The 17,518-nt window shown below is 70.8% G+C and carries 15 protein-coding genes; 6 read left to right on the top strand and 9 right to left on the bottom strand.

Annotated elements, in window-relative coordinates; translation table 11 throughout:
• Positions 1-14: 14 nt before the first annotated feature.
• Positions 15-794, top strand: a complete 780-nt coding sequence (locus tag AC1RNC_RS20480; RefSeq protein WP_492888116.1) for a TSUP family transporter — start codon at positions 15-17, stop codon at positions 792-794.
• On the opposite strand, the gene smc is transcribed toward AC1RNC_RS20480, so the two are convergent.
• From smc to AC1RNC_RS20460, 4 genes are all read right to left on the bottom strand, one after another.
• Positions 791-4,234, bottom strand: coding sequence for a chromosome segregation protein SMC (gene smc / locus AC1RNC_RS20475; RefSeq protein WP_492888115.1), 3,444 nt, complete (start codon positions 4,232-4,234; stop codon positions 791-793). The two genes, AC1RNC_RS20480 and smc, sit on opposite strands and share 4 nt — an antisense overlap.
• 20 nt (positions 4,235-4,254) lie before the next feature.
• On the bottom strand, positions 4,255-4,860 hold the full coding sequence (locus AC1RNC_RS20470; protein ID WP_492888114.1) for a thioredoxin domain-containing protein: 606 nt from the start codon (positions 4,858-4,860) through the stop codon (positions 4,255-4,257).
• Positions 4,860-5,483 carry a DsbA family protein gene (locus AC1RNC_RS20465; protein WP_125155091.1) on the bottom strand — a complete coding sequence of 208 codons (624 nt, stop codon included), beginning with the start codon at positions 5,481-5,483 and terminating at the stop codon, positions 4,860-4,862. The genes AC1RNC_RS20470 and AC1RNC_RS20465 overlap by 1 nt, the downstream gene beginning before the upstream one ends.
• Before the next feature lie 145 nt (positions 5,484-5,628).
• Positions 5,629-6,168 carry a DUF721 domain-containing protein gene (locus tag AC1RNC_RS20460; protein ID WP_492888113.1) on the bottom strand — a complete coding sequence of 180 codons (540 nt, stop codon included), beginning with the start codon at positions 6,166-6,168 and terminating at the stop codon, positions 5,629-5,631.
• A 47-nt stretch (positions 6,169-6,215) separates the two neighbouring features.
• On the opposite strand from AC1RNC_RS20460, the gene mutY reads away from it, so the two are divergent.
• Positions 6,216-7,280 carry an A/G-specific adenine glycosylase gene (gene mutY, locus AC1RNC_RS20455; RefSeq protein WP_492888112.1) on the top strand — a complete coding sequence of 355 codons (1,065 nt, stop codon included), beginning with the start codon at positions 6,216-6,218 and terminating at the stop codon, positions 7,278-7,280.
• Here mutY and AC1RNC_RS20450 read toward each other — a convergent pair.
• Positions 7,277-8,353, bottom strand: coding sequence for a site-specific DNA-methyltransferase (locus AC1RNC_RS20450; protein WP_099575541.1), 1,077 nt, complete (start codon positions 8,351-8,353; stop codon positions 7,277-7,279). The genes mutY and AC1RNC_RS20450 overlap by 4 nt on opposite strands.
• Positions 8,354-8,490: 137 nt before the next feature.
• Positions 8,491-9,129, bottom strand: coding sequence for a ribonuclease HII (gene rnhB, locus AC1RNC_RS20445; protein WP_492888111.1), 639 nt, complete (start codon positions 9,127-9,129; stop codon positions 8,491-8,493).
• 119 nt (positions 9,130-9,248) lie between these two features.
• Between rnhB and AC1RNC_RS20440 the strand changes: the two genes are divergently transcribed.
• On the top strand, positions 9,249-11,276 hold the full coding sequence (locus AC1RNC_RS20440; RefSeq protein WP_492888110.1) for an acyltransferase family protein: 2,028 nt from the start codon (positions 9,249-9,251) through the stop codon (positions 11,274-11,276).
• The gene (locus AC1RNC_RS20435) at positions 11,273-12,169 is read left to right on the top strand and encodes a glycoside hydrolase family 16 protein (RefSeq protein ID WP_492888109.1); all 897 of its coding nucleotides are present in this window, start codon (positions 11,273-11,275) and stop codon (positions 12,167-12,169) included. The genes AC1RNC_RS20440 and AC1RNC_RS20435 overlap by 4 nt, the downstream gene beginning before the upstream one ends.
• Positions 12,170-12,187: 18 nt before the next feature.
• Here the strand turns inward: AC1RNC_RS20435 and AC1RNC_RS20430 are convergent, their stop codons facing one another.
• Together AC1RNC_RS20430 and ygfZ are read right to left on the bottom strand one after the other, a co-directional pair.
• Entirely contained in the window at positions 12,188-12,778 is a 591-nt protein-coding gene (locus AC1RNC_RS20430) for a DNA-3-methyladenine glycosylase I (RefSeq protein ID WP_492888108.1), read from the bottom strand.
• A gap of 54 nt (positions 12,779-12,832) precedes the next feature.
• Positions 12,833-13,618: a CAF17-like 4Fe-4S cluster assembly/insertion protein YgfZ gene (ygfZ, locus tag AC1RNC_RS20425; RefSeq protein ID WP_492888107.1), complete on the bottom strand. Its 786-nt coding sequence runs from the start codon at positions 13,616-13,618 to the stop codon at positions 12,833-12,835.
• Between the two features lie 110 nt (positions 13,619-13,728).
• On the opposite strand from ygfZ, the gene AC1RNC_RS20420 reads away from it, so the two are divergent.
• Positions 13,729-14,910 carry a glycosyltransferase family 9 protein gene (locus AC1RNC_RS20420; RefSeq protein WP_492837380.1) on the top strand — a complete coding sequence of 394 codons (1,182 nt, stop codon included), beginning with the start codon at positions 13,729-13,731 and terminating at the stop codon, positions 14,908-14,910.
• 64 nt (positions 14,911-14,974) lie between these two features.
• Positions 14,975-16,309: a dihydroorotase gene (locus AC1RNC_RS20415; protein ID WP_492888106.1), complete on the top strand. Its 1,335-nt coding sequence runs from the start codon at positions 14,975-14,977 to the stop codon at positions 16,307-16,309.
• Here AC1RNC_RS20415 and AC1RNC_RS20410 read toward each other — a convergent pair.
• Positions 16,306-17,517, bottom strand: a complete 1,212-nt coding sequence (locus AC1RNC_RS20410; protein WP_492888105.1) for an RNA polymerase sigma factor — start codon at positions 17,515-17,517, stop codon at positions 16,306-16,308. The two genes, AC1RNC_RS20415 and AC1RNC_RS20410, sit on opposite strands and share 4 nt — an antisense overlap.
• Position 17,518: the final 1 nt, after the last annotated feature.

Below are 17,518 nucleotides of genomic sequence, written 5' to 3'. Positions count from 1 at the left end.
ATCATGAGCCGCTCATGGTCCCTCTCGACGTCATCGCCAGCCTGTTCGTGGTCGCCGCGCTCGCTGGCGCGCTGGACGCCATAGCCGGCGGCGGCGGTCTGGTGACCCTGCCCGCCCTGCTGCTGGCGGGCCTGTCGCCGGTCCAGGCCCTGGGCACCAACAAGCTGCAAGGCGCGGTCAGCGCCATCTCCTCGACCAGCGCCTTCGCCCGTCGCGGCTTGATCGACTGGAAGACGGCCCTGCCGGTCGCTGGCGCCGCCGCGGTCGCGGGCCTGTGCGGCGCGCTCTGCGCCAGCCTGCTGTCGCCGCACCTGCTGCGGGCCATCGTGCCGCTGCTGCTGATCGCCATCGCCCTCTATTTCGGCTTCTCGCGCGCCCTCAAGACCGAAGACGTCGCGCCGCGCATGGCGCTGATCCCGTTCGCCTGCTTCGTCGCCCCGCTGGTCGGTTTCTACGACGGCATCTTCGGACCTGGCGCCGGGGCCTTCTACATGGTCGCGATCGTCACCCTGCTGGGCTACGGCGTGCTGAAGGCCACGGCCCACACCAAGCTGGCCAACGCCGCCAGCAATGTCGGCAGCCTGAGCCTGTTCATCCTGAAGGGCGCGGTCGTTTGGCCGGTCGGCCTGGCCATGGCCGCCGGAGCGTTTATCGGCGCCCAGGTCGGCTCAAGGCTCGCCATGCGCTTCGGACCCAAGCTGATCCGGCCGCTGCTGGTGGTGATCTCGTGCGCCATGGCCGTGAAGCTTCTGGCCGATCCGGCCAACCCGCTGCGGCAGGCGGTCGGGTTCTAGGCCGCGACCAGCTTCTCGGCCGTCGACAGATCCACGCTGACCAGCTGGCTCACGCCCCGCTCGGCCATGGTGACGCCGAACAGGCGGTCCATCCGGCTCATGGTCACGGGGTTGTGGGTGATGGCGATGAAGCGGGTCTGGGTGCGCCGGCGCATCTCGTCCAGCATGTTGCAGTAGCGGTCGACATTGGCGTCATCCAGCGGCGCGTCGACTTCGTCCAGCACGCAGATCGGGGCCGGATTGGCCAGGAACACGCCGAAGATCAGGGCGCTGGCGGTCAGGGCCTGCTCGCCGCCACTCATCAGGCTCATGCTGGCCATGCGCTTGCCGGGCGGGCAGGCGAAGATCTCCAGGCCGGCCTCCAGCGGGTCGTCGCTCTCGATCAGCTTCAGTTCGGCCTGGCCGCCGCCGAACAGGGCCTGGAAGAGGGTCTGGAAGTTGGCGTTGATCACGTCGAAGGCGGCCAGCAGGCGCTCGCGGCCCTCAGCGTTCAGCTCCTCGATGCCCGCCCGCAGCTTGCCGACCGCGCCCGACAGGTCGGCGCGCTCGACCCGCATGGTCTCCAGGCGGCCGGCATATTCCTGGGCCTCCTCTTCGGCGCGCAGGTTCACCGGGCCGATGGCGTCGCGCTCTCGTTCGAGCGCGAACAGGTGGGCCTCGACCCCGGCGGCGTCCTTCGGGACGGCCACGGCCTCGCCGGCGACGTGACGGCCCAGCTCCTCGGGCTCCATGCGGGCCTGCTCGCGGATGGCCGAGGCGACCTCGCCGAAGCGCTGGCGGGCCCCGTCCAGGTGGGCGACCAGGGCCGCGCGCTTCTCGCGGGCCTCGCCGGCGGCCTGCTCGGCGGCCCGGGCGGCGCGGTCGTTGTTGAGGCGGGTGGTCTCGGCGGCTTCCAGGGCGTCGCTGGCCTTGGCGCGACGGGCTTCGGCGGCGGCGAATTGGTCCAACAGGACGACCAGCTTCTCCTTCAGCGCCGCCGGCGCCTCGCGCGCGCCCTCCAGGGCGGCGGCGGCTTTCACGCGGTCGTCCGCGAGCGACTCCGCGCGCTTGCCGGCGGTCTCGGCGCGCTTGGCCCAGTCGGCGCGGTCGCGCTCCAGGCTCTCCAGGCGGCGCTGGCGGCCGGCGCGTTCGCGGGTCTCGACGTCGAGGGCCGTGCGAGCGGCGCTGGCCGCTTCCCGGGCCTGGGCCGAGGCCTGGCGCGCCTGCGCGAGTTGAGGTTGCAGATCGCCCGACGTCTGGGCGGCGGCGTGGGCCTCGCGGGCCTCCGCCAAGGCCGCGTCGACCTCGGTCTTCTCGGCCTCGAAGCGGGCGATGGTGTCGTCCAGCGACTGGGCGCGGGCGGCCCGCATCGCTTGTTCGCGCTCGAACTTGGCGACGGCCTCGCGGGCGCCGTTCAGCAGCCGCTCGGCGTCCGGCGGACCGCGACGCTTGTCGCGCAGCAGGTCCTCGACGGCGCGCATCCGGTCGGCGGCGGACTTCAGCGCGGCGGCGGTGGCCTCGGCGCGCGGGGTCATGAGGTCGATCTCGGTCTCGACCTCGGCCAGGCGCGTGCGCTGCTCCAGCCGCACGGCGGCGGGCTTGGGCGCGTCGGCGCGGGCCACGAAGCCGTCCCAGCGCCACAGGTCGCCTTCCTTGGACACCAGGCGCATGCCGGGCTTCAGCGCGGCTCGCAGCCGGTCGCCATCGGCGCGGGTCACGACGGCGACGTGCGAGAGACGGGCGGCCAGGGCGGGCGGCGCCTTGACCAGAGGAGCCAGCGGCTGCGCGCCCTCGGGCCAGGTCGGGGCCGGCGCCTCGGCCCCGCCCCAGTAGGACGGCGCCTTGGCGTCGAGCGCGGCGTCCAGGTCGTCGCCGAGAGCGGCGGCCAGAGCCGCGCCATAGCCCTTGTCCGGCGCGACGCTGTCGAGGGCCGGGGCATGACCGCTCTTGCTGCGCGGCGCGGTCAGCTGGGCCAGGCCGCGGGCCTCGGTGCGCAGGCGTCCCAGCTGGTCCTCGACATTGCGCGCCAGCTGGCGGGCCTGGGCCTCCTGCTCGGCGGCCTTGACCCGTTCGGCCTCGGCCTCTTCCAGCGCCGCGCGGGCGGCGGCCAGGGCGGCCTCGGCGTTGGCGAAACGCTGGCGGGCGTCGGCGGCGGCCGGGTCGATCTCGGGGCCGACGGCGGCGCGCTCGGCCTTGGCCTGGTCGAGGGCGCGGTTGGTGCGATTGGCGCGGGCCTCGGCTTCCGAGAAGCGCGCGGCGGCGGCGCGGAACTGGGCTTCCTCGGCGGCGACGCGGGCGGCCAGTTGCTCGACAGCGGCCTCGGCGGCGGCGCGGGCCTCCTCGGCGGTCTTGGCGGCGGCGGCCAGCTCGGGCCCGCGCTCCGGCGCGGCGGCGACCAGCTCCCGCACTTCGGTGAGTTCGGCGTCGATGCGCGCCAGGGCGGCGGCGGCGTCGTCCTTGGCCTGCGCCTCGCGGGCCAGGTCGGCGTCGATGCGGGCCAGGTCATTGGAGAGGCGTTCGAACTCGGCGGCGGCGGCCTCGGCCTCGCGCTCGGCGCGGTCCTTCTGGATGGCCAGCTGGCCCAGGATCGCCTGGGCGATGGTCGCCTCTTCCCGCAGGGGCGGCATGGCGGCCTCGGCCTCGGTGATCGCCACCTGGGCGGCGGCGCTGGCGCGGGCCGTTTCCTCGACCAGACGGGCAGCGTTGGTGGCCTCGCTCGTGGTCCGCTCCAGCGTGTCGCGGGCCTCGGTCCAGCGGGTGTAGAGCACCGCGCCCTGCACGGCCCGGATCTCGGACGACAGGCGCTTGTACTTCTCGGCCTGGCGGGCTTCGCGGCGCAGGCGATTCAGCGCCGTCTCCAGCTCGCGGGCGACATCCTCCAGCCGGGCGAGGTTGCTCTCGGCGGCCCGCAGGCGCAGCTCGGCCTCATGGCGGCGGGTGTGCAGGCCCGAGACCCCGGCGGCCTCTTCCAGGATGCGGCGGCGGTTCTGCGGCTTGGCGCCGATCAGCTCGCTGATCTGGCCCTGGCGGACCAGGGCTGGTGAGTTGGCGCCGGTCGAGGCGTCGGCGAACAGGAGCTGGACGTCGCGGGCCCGGACCTCGCGGCCGTTGATCCTGTAGGTCGAGCCCTCGCCGCGATCGATGCGGCGGACGACCTCCAGCACCGGGTCGTCGTTGAACTGGGCGGGGGCGGTGCGGTCGGCATTGTCGATGGTCAGGGCGACGTCGGCGTGGTTGCGCGCGGGCCGCGCGCCGCTGCCGGCGAAGATCACGTCATCCATGCCGCCGGCCCGCATGGCCTTGGCGGAATTGGCGCCCATCACCCAGCGCAGGGCTTCCAGCAGGTTGGACTTGCCGCAGCCGTTCGGGCCGACAATGCCCGTCAGCCCGGGCTCGATCCGGAACTCGGTCGGCTCGACGAAGGACTTGAAGCCCGAAAGGCGCAGGCGCTGGAACTGCACGGAGGCGGTCCCCTGGAACCCTAGCCCTTCGCCGCGGCGGCGAAGGCCTTGGAGAGCACGGCGAAGTCGGCGCTGTGATCGTAGGGCGCGCCGTTGACGAAGAAGGTCGGCGTGCCCTCGACGCCATCGTCCACCGCCTTGGCCATGCGCTCGTTGACGGCCTTCAGGGCCGCCGGATCCTCCAGCGTCGCCTTGAACTGCGCGTCGGTCAGGCCGTACTGCTTGCCGATCGCCTGCAGGCCCTCGAACAGCTTCTCGCTGCGATAGATCTCTTCCTGCTTCTGGAAGACGGTGGTCAGCACCTCGAAGTACTTGCCCGGGATGCGGCGGGCCAGGATGAAGCCGGCGGCCGCGAACTCGTTGGGCGGGGTCAGGAACTCGCGGAACACCAGGCGCACCTTGCCGGTGTCGATGAAGGCCTTGCGGACCTCCGGCAGCACCGTCGTCCACCAGTGGGCGCAGTGCGGGCAGCTGGCCGAGGCGTAGACCACCAACTGGACCGGCGCCTTGGCCGAGCCCAGCACCATCTCGCCCGGGGCCGGCGGCAGCGGCGCGGCGCGCGCGGCCAGAGGGCTCGCCGCGACAGCGAGGCCCGAGACGATCAGCGCGCGCCGGTCGAGGCCCATTACTTCGAGGCTTCCGCGATGGCCGCGTCCAGCTGGGCCAGGGTGACCTCGCCGCCGGACTCGCCGCCGACCTTCTTGCCATTGACGATGAAGGTCGGGGTGCCCTCGATCTTGTCGGCCTTCATCGACTTTTCGATACGCTCCGCCGACTTGGCGGCGTTCTCGTCGGTCAGGCAGGCGTTGAACTGGTCTTCGCTCATGCCGGCGGCCTGGGCGATGGTCAGCAGTTCGCCGCGGATGTCGCCGGTCTGGAAGATGCGCATCTGGGCGGCGTAGATCGCGTCGGTGACCTGGAAGTACTTATCCTTGCCGGCGCAGCGGGCCAGCATGGCGCCGGCGTTGGCCAGGCGCGGCTCGCCGGTCAGGGCTTCGCGGGCCACGTAGTTGACCTTGCCGGTGTCGATGTACTTGGCCTTGAAGGCCGGGAAGACCTCCGCGTTCCAGGTGGCGCAGTGTGGGCAGGCGACCGAGGCGTATTCGACCACGGTGACCTTGGCGGCGGGGTTGCCCAGGGTCATGTCGTCGGCGGTGACCTTGGTTCCCGTGGGGCCGCAGGCGGTCAGAGCGCCCAGCGAGGCGGTGAGGGCGACGGCGGTCAGGAGCCGGCGGGTCAGCGGACGCATGTTCGATCTTCCTTGCGGTACGGCGGCGAAGTTAAGCGCGATTCTTAGAGGCGGCGAAAAGGGCGCCGATAAGGCCTTGCAACAGCGCGATCAGGGTCGGGTTGTCAATCACATCGTCGGGCGGATCATGGGGGGGATCGTCGGCTCAAGGATGCTCGCGCAGCACGCCGCGCCCCAGTTTCAGCAGGGCGTCCTTGAGACCGCCGTCGGGCTGGTCGGCCAGGCTGTCGGAGAGCTGCTTTTCCTGCGCCGCGTCCAGAGGCGGCTTGCGGCGCGGACGTTGTGCGACCGGCGCGGCGGCGGCCTTGACCGGGCCCTGGACGATGCGCAGGCGGGTGACGACGCCCTTGCCCAGCAGCATGTCGAGACGGGCGGTGATCTGCGGGGCCTGGTGCTGGATCAGCGAGGCCACGGGGCCGTCGACACGCAGCTCCAGCGCGCCGCCTTCGCCATTGCGGCCTTTTATGATGCGGACGGGCTCCGTCCGACGCGCGAGCGTGTCGCCGACGATCTCGCGCCAGCGGGCCTGCAGGGCGGCGGGCCCCTTGCCGAAGCGCTCTTCCAGCGACTTCAGCAACGGCGCCAGGCTCTTGCCGGCGGGCGGCGGCGGACGGCGCTGTGGACGCGTACGCTTGGCGCGCAGGATCGCGAGGGCTTCTTCCGCGGTGGGCAGGGGGCGGCGCATGCGAGGAAACTAGCATGCCGGGCTCGGTTCGCGGTAGGCGAGGGATGATGAAAGCCCAATCCCTTTCTCGTCGCGATGCGATCCGCGCGGCCCTGCTGGCCTGGTATGACGCCCAGGCCCGGACCCTGGCCTGGCGCGTCTCGCCCGCCGACCGCCGCGCCGGCGTGCGGGGCGACCCCTACCGCGTCTGGCTGTCGGAGGTGATGCTGCAGCAGACCACCGTGCCGCACGCCACGCCCTATTTCCTGGGCTTCACCGAGCGTTGGCCGACGGTCTCGGATCTCGCGGCGGTGGACGACGGCGACCTGATGGCCGCCTGGGCGGGGCTCGGCTACTACGCCCGGGCCCGCAACCTGCTAGCCTGCGCGCGGGCGGTGGCGAACCAGCACGGCGGCGTCTTCCCGGATACCGAGGAGTCCTTACGCGCCCTTCCCGGCGTCGGGGCCTATACCGCCGCCGCCGTGGCCGCCATCGCCTTCGACCGCGCGGCCAATGTCGTCGACGGCAATGTCGAGCGGGTGATGGCGCGGCTGTTCGCCGTCGAGGCGCCGATGCCGGACAGCAAGCCCGAACTCAAGGCCCAGGCCGGAGAACTCGTCACCGACGATCGCCCCGGCGACTGGGCCCAGGCGCTGATGGATCTCGGAGCCACGGTCTGCAAGCCCAAGGCCCCGCTGTGCGACCGCTGCCCGATCTCGGACTGGTGCGCGGCCTACAAGGGCGGCGCGCCCGAGACCTATCCGCGCAAGACCAAGAAGGCCGACCGCCCGCGCCGCCACGGCGTGGCCTATGTCCTGACGCGCGGCGACGATATGGCTCTGGTCCGCCGTCCGCCCAAGGGTCTGCTGGGCGGGATGCTGGGCCTGCCGACCAGCGACTGGCGCGCCGCGCCGTTCTCCGACGCCGAGGCGGTGGCCGCGGCGCCGGTCGCGGTCGCTTGGCGCGACCTCGGCGCGGTCGAGCACGTGTTCACGCACTTCTCCCTGACGCTGAGGGTGTTCGCGGCGGACGGCGTGAACGCTGGCGACTTCGTCTGGACCCCGCGCGAAGGCCTGGGCGCTCTGCCCAGCGTGTTCCTGAAAGCAGCGCTGGCGGCGGAGCGGCTGATCTAATTCATCCCCGCGCGCACCTGCGCCCGCAGCACGTCGATCGGGGCCAGGCCCGCGTCGGTCTTGAAGTGCCAGTAGGTCCAGCCGTTGCAGGCTGGCGCGCTCTGCACCAGGGCGCCGATCTTGTGGATCGAGCCCGACAGGTCGCCGACCGTGATCGAGCCGTCCGGGCGGACCTTGGCGGCGTGGTTGCCCTTGCTGCAGTAGAGGGTGTCGCCCGGCGACAGCAGGCCGCTCTCGACGATCGTGCCGAACGGCACGCGCGGCTCGGCGCGCTTGCTGCCCATGACGTCCAGGTCTTCCGGCGCGATCGGCACGACCTTGGCGATGCGGGCCTTGGCGTGTTCCAGATATTCGGCCTCGCGTTCGATGCCGATGAACTTGCGGCCCAGGCGCTTGGCGGCCGCGCCGGTGGTGCCGACGCCGAAGAACGGATCCAGGATCACGTCGCCCGGCTTGGTGGTCGACAGGATCACCCGATAGAGCAGGGCTTCCGGCTTCTGGGTCGGGTGGGCCTTGTGGCCGTCCACGCCCTTGATGCGCTCCTCGCCGGTGCACAGCGGGATGGTCCAGTCCGAGCGCATCTGCACCTCGTCATTGGCCATCTTCAGGGCGTCGTAGTTGAAGGTGTAGCGCTTGGCGTTCTGGCTCTTGGAGGCCCAGATCAGGGTCTCGTGGGCGTTGGCGAAGCGGGTGCCCTTGAAGTTGGGCATCGGGTTGGACTTGCGCCAGACGATGTCGTTGAGGATCCAGAAGCCCAGGTCCTGCACGGCCACGCCGACGCGGAAGATGTTGTGATAGCTGCCGATCACCCAGATCGCGCCGTCATCCTTCAGCACGCGGCGGGCGGCCTTCAGCCATTCGCGGGTGAACTTGTCGTAGGCCGCGAAGCTCTCGAACTGGTCCCAGTGGTCGTCGACGGCGTCGACCTTGGAATTGTCGGGACGCAGCAGGTCGCCGCCCAGTTGCAGGTTGTAGGGCGGATCGGCGAAGATCAGGTCGACCGACTTCTCCGGCAGGGCGTTCATCTGCTCGATGCAGTCGCCCAGGATGATGGTTTCCGGCCCGAACTTCATGTCCCGCGTCCCTACAAAAGAGAACGGAATCATGAGTCTTGCTGGTAAATGCGGGGTGAGCAGACGTGGTTAGCGGGACGTTAATGCGCGCAAAACGCGTGGTCTTGAGTCCGATCAGACTCAAAACCTCTTTCGGATCAGAGGTCTAGGTCGTCGCCCAGCGCCAGCTCACCGGCCAGCGCGGCCTTCACCGGGGCCCAGCCCATACGGTGGATCGGCGAAGGGCCAAGCTTGCGCAGACCCTCGACATGGATCGGCGCGTGATAGCCCTTGTGGCCGGCGAAGCCGTAGCCGGGATAGACCGCGTCCATCTCGACCATGATCCGGTCGCGGGCTTCCTTGGCCAGGATCGAGGCGGCGGCGATTGAGCAAGACAGGCTGTCGCCCTTGACCACGGTCTTGATCGGGCAGGGCAGCTTGAAGGCGTAGTTGCCGTCCACCAGCGCGATGGCGGGCGTCACCGACAGGCCCTCGATGGCCCGGCACATGGCCAGGCCCGCGGCGTGCAGGATGTTGAGCTCGGCGATCTCCTCGATCGAGGCCAGGCCCACGCCCCAGGCGATGGCGACGGCCTTGATCTCTTCCTCCAGGGCGGCGCGGGCCTTGGCGGTGAGTTTCTTGGAGTCGTTGAGGCCCTTGGGCACCCGGTCGGGATCGAGGATCACGGCGCCGGCGCTGACCGGTCCGGCCCACGGACCGCGCCCAGCTTCGTCCACCCCGCAGACCGGCCCCGGTCCGCAGGCCAGCTCCAGCATCATGTCGGGTCCGGTGCGCATGGGCCGGTGTTTAGGCCGGTTCGCGGAGGCGGGAAAGAATTTTACGAGCGTAATAATTCACCTTGACGGCGCGGCGTGACGTCGCTCAGTTGATTACAGATGTAATACTAGGGGCGAGCATGGACACCGGTCACGGCTATCGGCGCGACATCGACGGCCTGCGCGCCTTGGCCGTGGCGGCCATCGTCATCCACCACGCCTTTCCGGGTCTGCTGCCTGGCGGCTTCGTCGGGGTCGACGTGTTCTTCGTCATCTCCGGCTTCCTGATCACCCGGCTGATCGCCGAAGCGCGCGACGCGGGAACTTTCTCGTGGGGCGGCTTCTACCTGCGCCGGGCGCGGCGGATCATCCCCGCCTATCTGCTGGTCGTGCTGGTCACGGCGGCCCTGGCGGTGGTGATCGAGATGCCGCGCCTGCTGGCCATGACCGGCGCGGCGACCGCGGCCTCGGGCCTGTTCGCGGCCAATATGCTATTCGCCCAGACCGCCGGCTATTTCGCGCCGGGCGCCCAGCAGAACCCCCTGCTGCACCTGTGGTCGCTGGGCGTCGAGGAGCAGTTCTATCTGGTCTGGCCGGCGCTGATCGCCCTGCTGTGGTGGAAACCTCTGCGGGGTCGGCGAGCGACCCTGGCGCTGGTCCTGCTGCTGGCCTCGCTGGTGCTGGCCCAGGCGCTGGTCGGGCTGGGCGCGGCGACCTGGGCTTTCTTTGGCCTGCCAACGCGGGTCTGGGAGTTCCTGGCCGGCGGCGTTCTGGCCCTGGGCCTGGTCAAGCCGCCGGGGGACCGCGCCACGGCCAATCTGGCCGGGGTGATCGCCGGGCTGATGATCGCCGCCAGCCTGGTCCTGCTGAGCGAGGCCAGCGTCTTTCCGGGGCTCTCGGCCGTTCCGGTCTGTCTGGGGACGGCGCTGCTGATCTGGTGCGGCATGGGCGCCCGCCCGGGCCCGGCCATCCTGCGCCTGGCGCCGGTCGTCTGCCTGGGGCGGGTGTCGTATTCGCTCTATCTCTGGCACTGGCCGCTGCTGGTCCTGGCCGCCGACGTCGCCCAGCAGCCGCTGACGATATTGCAGCGCCTGGGCCTCGTCGCCTTGTCGCTGGCCTTGGCCGTCGTGACCTGGCGCTTCATCGAACAGCCGTTCCGGCGCGGTCCGATCGATCGTCCCTGGCGACGCCTGGGCGTCCGGCTCCTGCCGCTGCTGGTCCCGATCGCCATCGGCGCGGCGCTGTTCTTCAGCCACGGCCTGCCCCAGCGGCTGTCTCCCGCCGCCAAGGTCCTGGCCGACCTGGAGGAGACCGACGTCAATCCGGCCCGCAAGGCCTGCTTCGAGAAGGCCAGGACGGCCAAGCCCGAGGACTGCCGCTTCGGCGCGCATCCAGACGGTGTCGGCGACGACGTCCTGGTCTGGGGCGACTCCCACGCCGACGCCCTGACTCCCGGCGTGGTCGACTGGGCGGTGGCCCGCGGCTGGAGCGTCCGTGAGGCAGCGCGCGGCGGCTGCCCGCCGCTGGTCGGGGTCAATGTCCGCACGATGTACCGCTTCAAGCTGGAGTGCGCGGCCGCCGCCGACCAGGCCATGGCCTTGATCGCCTCGGACCGGAAGCTGAAGCTGGTGGTGCTGATGGGCCGCTGGCCGCTCTATCGCGACGCGCCGCCGTTCTACGACGTCAACTCGCCGCGCGTGACGATGGAGGTGATCGGCCAGCCTGGGAAGCGTCAGCGCGTGTCGACCGCCCTGAAGGCCACGCTGGACGCCATCGCCCGTCGCCGGCCCGATGTCCGGGTGCTGGTGGTCGGGCCATTCCCGGAGCTAACCCTGGGCGCGCCCGAGTGCCTGGCCCAGCAGAAGCAGATCGGCGGCTGGCCGGGGGTCTGCGCCAGCGTCGCCGCCGACCTGCCTCTGTCGCGGACCTTGCCGGCCGAGGACGCCCTGCGCGCCGCTGTCCAGGATCGCCCGAACGTGGCGGTGGTGTTCCCGTCCGAGACCCTGTGCCGTAACGGTCGTTGCCTGGCGATGATGGACGGGGAGCCGATCTATTTCGACGACGACCATCTCGGCGCCTCGGGCGCGCGCCGCCTGGCGCCGGCCTGGCTGGAAACGGGCTGGTCACGCTTGGAGAAACCGGATCCGGCGCGTCTAGATGGGTCATGACCTTCAAGACCGTCGCTGTCGCCCTTGGCCTGCTCTCGGCCGCCGCGCCAACCCATGCCCACGCCGAGGAGGAGGGCTGGAGGCTGGTGTGGTCCGACGAATTCGACGGTGACCGGCTGGACGACGCCAAATGGACCTACGCCGCCGACTGCGGCGGAGGCGGCAATGACGAGCGGCAGTGCTACGTGTTCAGCCCGCAGACGGTGTCCGTCGGCGGCGGCGTGCTGAAGCTGACGACGATCAAGCGCAAGACCCAGGGCCTGACCAATCCGTGGGCTGGGCCGACGGGGCCGATGAAGACCGGCGACTACGCCTCGGGCAAGATCCTGACCAAGGGCAAGGCGTCGTGGCTCTACGGTCGCATCGAGGCCCGGGCTCGCGTCCCGGGCGGTCAGGGCGTCTGGCCGGCGATCTGGATGATGCCGGAGCGCGGAGCCTATGGCGGCTGGCCGCGCTCGGGCGAGATCGACATCCTGGAGACGGTCAATCTGGGCGCGCCGTGCGGATCTTGCGAGGGCGGTCGTGAGAACCGGATCTTCGGCACGATCCACTTCGCCGGCGATGCGGCCGGCGCTCACAGGCAGGTCAGCACGGCCACGCCGATGCCGGCCTCTCCCACCGGCTTCCACGTCTACGCGGTCGAGTGGTCGCCCGAAGCCATCGTCTGGTTCGTCGACGGCCAGCGCTATGCCGAGGCCAAGGCGGCGCAGTGGAAGCGCGACGAGAAGGGGGAGGCAACCGCCGCGCCGTTCGACCAGCCCTTTCACCTGATCCTCAACCTGGCCTTCGGTGGCCGCTGGCCCGAGAGCGCCAACGCCAAGGGCGTCGACGAGACCGCCCTGCCGGCGACGATGGAGGTCGACTGGGTGCGGGTCAGCCAGCGGGGGGCTTAGTCGAAGGAGCCTCCGCCCCTAGACCCGCCTGGCCATCGCCCGGCATTCCTCGTGACGATAGCATGTCACCAAGTGGTCGTTGACCAAGCCGGTGGCCTGCATGAAGGCATAGACGATCACCGGGCCGCAGAACTTGAAGCCCTTGGCCTTCAGCGCCTTGGCCATGTCGACGGCCAACGGCGTCTGGGCCGGGACCTCTCCGGCGCGCCATGCGTTCTGGATCGGCGCGCCGCCGACCATGTCCCACAGGAATTGGCCGAAGTCCTCGCCCCGCTCGCGCATGTCCAGATAGATCCGCGCGCCCGAAATGGCCGCGTCGATCTTGCCGTTCGAACGGATGATGCCGGCGTCGGCCATCAGCCGGGCGCGGTCGGCGTCATTGAAGCGGGCGACCTTCTCCGGATCGAAGTCGGCGAAGGCGGCGCGGAACCCCTCGCGCTTGCGCAGGATGGTGATCCACGACAGTCCGGCCTGGAAGCCGTCCAGCACCAGCTTCTCCCACAGGGCGCGGCTGTCCCACTCGGGAACGCCCCATTCATCGTCGTGATAGGCCTCGTAGAACGGGTCCCCGTTCATGCCCTTCCAGGTGCAGCGCGTGCTCTCGGTCATGCGGTGACGCTAGCAGAACTTTTCGAGAACGAAAGACCCTAGGCGAGCCGTTCTTTAGGCCAGCCAGGCCGGACGGTCGACGCGCACCGGCCGGCCGTCGGCAGTCAGGTCCGCGCCCTCGATACGGTCGAGGCGCAGCAGGGCCAGGGCCCGGCCGTCGCGGCCGCTCAGCACCTCGCCCGCGCGAAGCCCGCCCGCCAGCACCTCGGTCCCGAAGGCCGGGGCGGGGCCGTCGAAGGTGATCGGCAGCATGCGGTTCTTGATCACGCCGCGCCGCTTCATGCGGCTGGTCGTCTCCTGGCCGACGAAGCAGCCCTTCTTGAAGTCGATGCCGGCCATCAGGTCGAAGTCGGCCTCGATCGGATAGGTCGTCTCGCTGCCCCAGTCGGCGGGGCCGGGGACGCCGAGGGCAAGGCGATGGGCCTCGTAGGCGTCCTCGTCGGTGGTGGAGGGGCGGTCGTCATAGGCGCGCGCGCCCAGGCCGGGGAGGCGTGGGTCGACATAGGGGCCCGAGACGCCGTCGCCGAACACCGCCAGCACCGGCCGGTCGCTGGCCTCCAGCGTCACCTTGGCGCGCAGGCGGTACATGGTCAGGCGGTGCAGGATCGCCGCGCGGTGTTCGGCTGCCACGTCCAGCAGGGCGCCGTCATCAGTCCCGGCCACGAACAGGTCGTAGAGCAGCTTGCCCTGCGGCGTCAGCAGGCCGGAAAAGCGCAGTTCGCCCGGCGCGAGGGTCTCGACGTCCTGGGTCAGCAGACCCTGCAGGAAGCCGCGCCAATCCGGGCCGGACACGGTGATGACGGCGCGGGAAGCGAGGCGGGCGACATTAAGCGAGCTCATGCCAGGAGATGTGGCGCCGAGTCCGCACCAAAACCAGTCCCTGAAAACGGGGAAAGCTCAACTGTTAACGTGGGATGCGCCGACTCGCCGACTGATCTATGGATAGTCCGATGACACAGCGGGCTTTCCCGATTCTCTTCATCACGGCCACCCGCATCGGTGATGCGGTGCTTTCGTCCGGCCTCATCCGGATGCTGGCCGACCAGATTCCCAACGCCCGCTTCACGATTGTCGCCGGTCCGCTGGCCGCGCCGCTGTTCGCCCACGTGCCGGGCCTGGACCGCGTGATCGTCATGGAGAAGGGCAAGGGCAAGGGCCACTGGTTCAAGCTCTGGCGGCAGGTGCGCCACAAGAAGTGGAGCCTGGTCGTCGACCTGCGCGGATCGGCCACGGCCCTCTTCCTGCGCCGCGACAAGCGGGCGATCTGGAAGAAGCTGCCGGGCGAGGTCGTGCACAAGGTGGTCGACGCCGCCCGCACCTTGAAGCTGGAAGGCGACCCGCCCGCGCCGCACCTCTACATCACGCCCGATGTCCAGGCCCTGGCGGATGATCTGCTGGCCCCAATCGCAGGACAGGGGGAGGGACCGATCCTGGCCGTCGGACCGGCCGCCAACTGGGTCGGCAAGGTCTGGCCGATCGAGCGCTTCACCCAGACGGTGGCCCAACTGCTCGACAAGGATGGCCCGATGGCCGGGGGGCGCCTGCTGATCCTGGGCGGACCCGAGGACACCCGCATGATCGAGGAGCTGCGCAGGGCCTCGGCCCGCGGCCGCACCATCGACCTGACCGGCAAGGTGGACCTGCTGACCGCCTATGCCTGCCTGCGCCGGGCGCGCCTGTTCATCGGCAACGACTCGGGCCTGATGCACATCGCCGCCGCGGCCGGCGCGCCGACCCTCGGCCTGTTCGGACCCTCGGACGAGCGCCGCTATGCGCCCTGGGGCGACAAGGCCGTAGCGGTGCGGGGCCCGCGCGGCTTCGACCAGTTCCTGGCCGTCGACCCGGACCTCTCGCAGGCCATCCGCCACATGAGCGACCTGCCGGTGGCCACGGTGGTCCGCGAGGCCAAGGCCTTGCTGATCCGCACCGAGCCGAGCGCCGAGGTCTCGCCGCAGGAAGCGGTGGTCGAGGACACGATCGCCGAGGAGGCCGCCGGCGCCGAGATCGCGCCGCTGGCCGAAGAGCCCGCGCCCGAACCCGTCGAGGCGTCGGTCGAAGAGGTTTCGCCTGAACTGGCCGTCGTCGAAGAGGCCCTGGCCGAGGAACGCGCGGCCGAGCGGGACGCCAGCTAGTTTCGGTTGCCTCGCGAGCGAGCCGGTCCTACGACCGCCTCAACCCATCGCCAGGAGCCGTCCCATGACCCAGACTTTCGACCTGATCGTGCGTGGTGGCGAAGTGGTGAACCACGCGGGACGCGGGATCGCCGACATCGGCGTCCGGGGCGGCAAGATCGTCGCCATCGGCGACCTCTCCCACGCCTCGGCCGGCGAGGTGTTCGACGCGGCCGGCCTGACCGTTCTGCCGGGCGTCATCGACAGCCAGGTCCACTTCCGCGAGCCGGGGCTGGAGTGGAAGGAAGACCTGGAGAGCGGCTCGCGCGGCGCGGCCCTGGGCGGCGTGGTCGCCGTCTTCGAGATGCCCAACACCGAGCCGACCACCACCGACCCCGACGCCCTGGCCGACAAGCTGGCCCGCGCCAGGAACCGGATGCACACCGATCACGCCTTCTATGTCGGCGGCACCCACGAGAACGCGACGTTCCTGGGCGAGCTGGAGCGCCTGCCGGGCTGCTGCGGCATCAAGGTGTTCATGGGCGCCTCGACCGGCTCGCTGCTGGTGCAGGACGACGAGGGGGTCGAGAACGTGCTGCGCCACGTCAACCGACGCGCGGCCTTCCACTCGGAAGATGAGTACCGCCTGGCCGACCGCCGCCATCTGGCCCGTCCCGGCGACTGGACCAGCCACCCCGAGGTGCGCGACGCCCAGGCCGCCCTGCAGTCGACCCACCGCCTGGTCCGCATCGCCAAGAACCTTGGCAAGCGCATCCACGTGCTGCACGTCACGACCAAGGAAGAGATCGACTTCCTGGCCCAGAACAAGGACGTCGCCAGCGTCGAGGTCACGCCGCAGCACCTGACCCTGGTCGCCCCCGAGGCCTATGAGCGGCTGAAGGGCTTCGCCCAGATGAACCCGCCGATCCGCTCGGCCGACCACGTGGCCGGCGTCTGGCGCGGCGTCGAGGCCGGCATCGCCGACGTCCTGGGCTCCGACCACGCGCCCCACACCCGCGAGGAAAAGGCCCGTCCCTATCCGGCCTCGCCGTCGGGCATGCCGGGCGTCCAGACCCTGGTGCCGGTCATGCTGACCCACGTGGTCGACGGCAAGCTCAGCCTGGAACGCTTCGTCGACCTGACCAGCCATGGCGTCAACCGCGTGTTCGGCCTGGCCGACAAGGGCCGCATCGCCGAGGGTTTCGACGCCGACTTCACCATCGTCGACATGAAGGCCCGCAAGGTCATCACTCACGACCAGATGGCCAACCGCGCCGGCTGGACTCCTTTCGACGGCTTCGAAGCTAAGGCCTGGCCGATGGCGACCATCGTGCGCGGCGTCGTGGTCATGCGCGACGACGAGATCGTGGCGGAAGGCAAGGGCGAGCCGGTGCGGTTCCTGGAGACGCTGGCTGGCTAGAGATTAGTCCGTTTACGGATTAACCATAGCCGCTCCGCCGGTCCAGGCGCCATGTTCAGCGCCCGATCATAGGCCACCAGCGCGTCGTCCCGCCGGCCCAGCCGCGCCAGCAGGTCGGCGCGCACGGCATGGAACGGCTGGAAGTCGTCCAGCCGCGCGGCGTCCAGTTTCTCGATCTCGGCCAGGCCCGCCGCCGGCCCAGCGACCTCGGCCAGCGCCACGGCGCGGTTGATCCGGACGAATGGATCTTCCCGCCAGGCCAGCAACAGGTCGTACAGCGCCAGGGCGGCAGACCAGGGCGGCGGTTCGGCCAGTGCGCGGCGCATGCACCAGACGCCGTGCAGCGCCGCCCGCAGCTGGCGCGGCCCAGGCCGATTCAAGCGCGCGGCCGCCCGCAGCAGCGCCTCGCCCTCCAGGATCAGCGGTCGCCGCCACAGCTTGGGATCCTGCTCCGACAGCGGGACCATCGCCCCTTCCGCATCCAGTCGCGCCGGCCGCCGCGCCTCGGCGAAGCGGACCAGGGCGGCGAAGGCCAGGCATTCCGGCTCGTTCGGCAGCAGCTCGGCCAATACCGCCGTCAGGTCCAGCATCTCGCGGGCATAGCCGGCATGCTGGCCGGTCCCGGCGGCGTCTTCGTGGGCGCGGGCATAGGCGACCTCCAGGGTCGAGAGCACGGCCGCCAGGCGCTCGGGCCAGGCCTCGGGATCGGGGACTTCGAACGACACGCCGGCCTGGGCGATCTTCTTCTTGGCCCGGGTCAGGCGCTGGAACATGGCCGGCTCGGCGACCAGGAAGGCGCGGGCGATCTCCTCCACGGACAGGCCGCAGACCAGCCTCAGGGTCAGGGCCGCGCGAGCCTCGGGCGCGACGGCCGGATGACAGCAGACGAAGATCAGCCGCAGCCGCTCGTCGGGGATCAGACGGGCGTCGCAGGCCAGGATGTCCTCGGCGGAGGGCTGGGGTTCGGGGGCGTCCGGCGCCAGGCGCTGATGAATGATCCGTTTACGGATTAAGTCGATCGCATGGCGCCGCGCCGTGACGTAGAGCCAGGCGGCCGGGTCCAGGGGCGGGGCCGTCGGCCAGACGGCGGCGGCCCGCGCGCAGGCCTCGGCCCAGGCCTCCTCGGCCAGGTCCAGGTCGCGGAAGGTCGCGGCCAGGGCGGCGACGATGCGCCCGCCGGCCTCCCGCGCGGCCCCTTCAAGAGCCATT

The organism is Caulobacter sp. GW822-FHT01G02 (genome assembly GCF_058802865.1).
The sequence above is the reverse complement of the archived record's forward strand: the minus strand, read 5'-3'. Positions and strand labels throughout refer to the sequence as shown.